Annotated in this window: 3 protein-coding genes; all 3 read left to right on the top strand. The window is 54.0% G+C overall.

What is annotated here, in order from left to right; translation table 11 throughout:
* The coding region (locus AC1DUA_RS37025) for a glycosyltransferase family 4 protein (protein ID WP_477504473.1) at positions 1-819 on the top strand (819 nt) is incomplete at its 5' end.
* Between the two features lie 45 nt (positions 820-864).
* Positions 865-1,071: a hypothetical protein gene (locus AC1DUA_RS37020; protein WP_477504472.1), complete on the top strand. Its 207-nt coding sequence runs from the start codon at positions 865-867 to the stop codon at positions 1,069-1,071.
* A gap of 106 nt (positions 1,072-1,177) precedes the next feature.
* Positions 1,178-1,312: a hypothetical protein gene (locus AC1DUA_RS37015; protein ID WP_477504471.1), complete on the top strand. Its 135-nt coding sequence runs from the start codon at positions 1,178-1,180 to the stop codon at positions 1,310-1,312.
* Positions 1,313-1,527 lie beyond the last annotated feature (215 nt).

Here is a 1,527-nt window from a genome sequence, read left to right as displayed (position 1 = left end):
GTTGTTCTGAGCTGCCATAATGAGATGTTCCGCAAAGAGAAACTGCCGGACGACAAGGGACGTAGTGTGGTTAAAATAGCCCACAACATCATGTCCATCTCCAACTACATTGGAAAAACGATCGTGGACCGTTTCCCTGAAGCTGCAAGTAAAGTGAAAACGGTGTATTCGGGCATCAATCTGGAGCAGTACAAACCCATCTGGAGAGAAGATGTTCAGGCCGAAAGAAAGGCATTACGTAAAAAATACGGTGTCGACAATAAAAAAGTTGTGTTGTTCGTTGGGAGGCTATCCGCCAATAAAGGGGCCGATGTTCTGCTGCAGGCGATGCAGCGGGTCATCAAAAAGCATGATGATGCCGTGCTGGTCATTGTCGGAAGCAAATGGTTCAGCGATAATCGTGTAGACGATTATATCTCGAATCTGCGAAAGCTTGGCGATTCGCTGGGGAAAGACAGAGTTGTGTTCACAAACTTTGTGCCTCCAAGCAAGATTCCCTCCATCTACCTGCTCGGGGATGTGTTCGTCTGCAGCTCCCAGTGGCAGGAGCCGCTGGCTAGAGTGCACTATGAGGCCATGGGAGCGGGCCTCCCGATTATTACGACCAATCGGGGGGGCAATGCCGAGATTATTAAGAACCATAAGAATGGTATCGTCATTAGCGCTTATACCGATCCGTGGGCGTTCGCCAATTCGATTAGCCACATTTTTACGAATCCTTCGAAAGCGAATGAATTAGGCAGGGCTGGGCGCAAATTTGTGGAAGGCAACTATGGGTTCCAGCACGTTGCGAAGCGATTGCAAGAGTTGTATGTATGAGGATGAGAACAGCGGCATACGTGTTGTGGGAAAGAAAGGCCAACTTTGCGGTTGGCCTTTTGTGCGCTTGGCAGCGCAAAGCGACTTAGGAAGTCTCCGGCATACCGCGAGGCGGAGCAGAGGCAGGGGCGAGAGCGAGACGGGGCAGGGGCGGGAGCAGGAGCAGGAGCAGGAGCAGGAGCTGAGGCAGAGGTGGAGGCGGGAGCAGAAGCAGGGGCGGAGGTGGAGGTGGAGGTGGAGGCGGGAGCGTGACGTGGGCGAGGTGGAGGCGGAGGTGGGAGCGGGAGCAGAGGCAGAGGCAGAGGCAGAGGCGGGGGCGGGGGCGGGGGCGTGACGGGGGCAAGGGGGAGGCGGGAGCGTGACGTGGGCAAGGGCGGGAGCCGAGGCGGAACAACAGGGCGCTATTTCTGCGAAATATGCCCATTCAAGTGCGGAAGGGGAACTATGGTTCGTTATTTCTATGAATTGGGCCGATAATCCGCCCAGCACATAGAAATAACGCCCTGTAGTTCCCCAAGAACTGGAAAACGGACCATTAGGGCACAAATAGCGCCCTCAAGTTCCTCTATGTGCCACAAGCAGCCGAGTAAGATGAGCAACCACTTCTATTTCACGGAAAATGCTAACGTTACACCAAGTGGGCGATCAACTAAGGCGCCGCAGCTAGGATAGATGGAAAAACTACCGTTAATCTGCGCTGTTTAGTGG

Source organism: Paenibacillus sp. 01T422, assembly GCF_056398785.1.
Note: the sequence above shows the minus strand (reverse complement) of the source record. Positions and strands in the feature narration are given on the sequence as shown.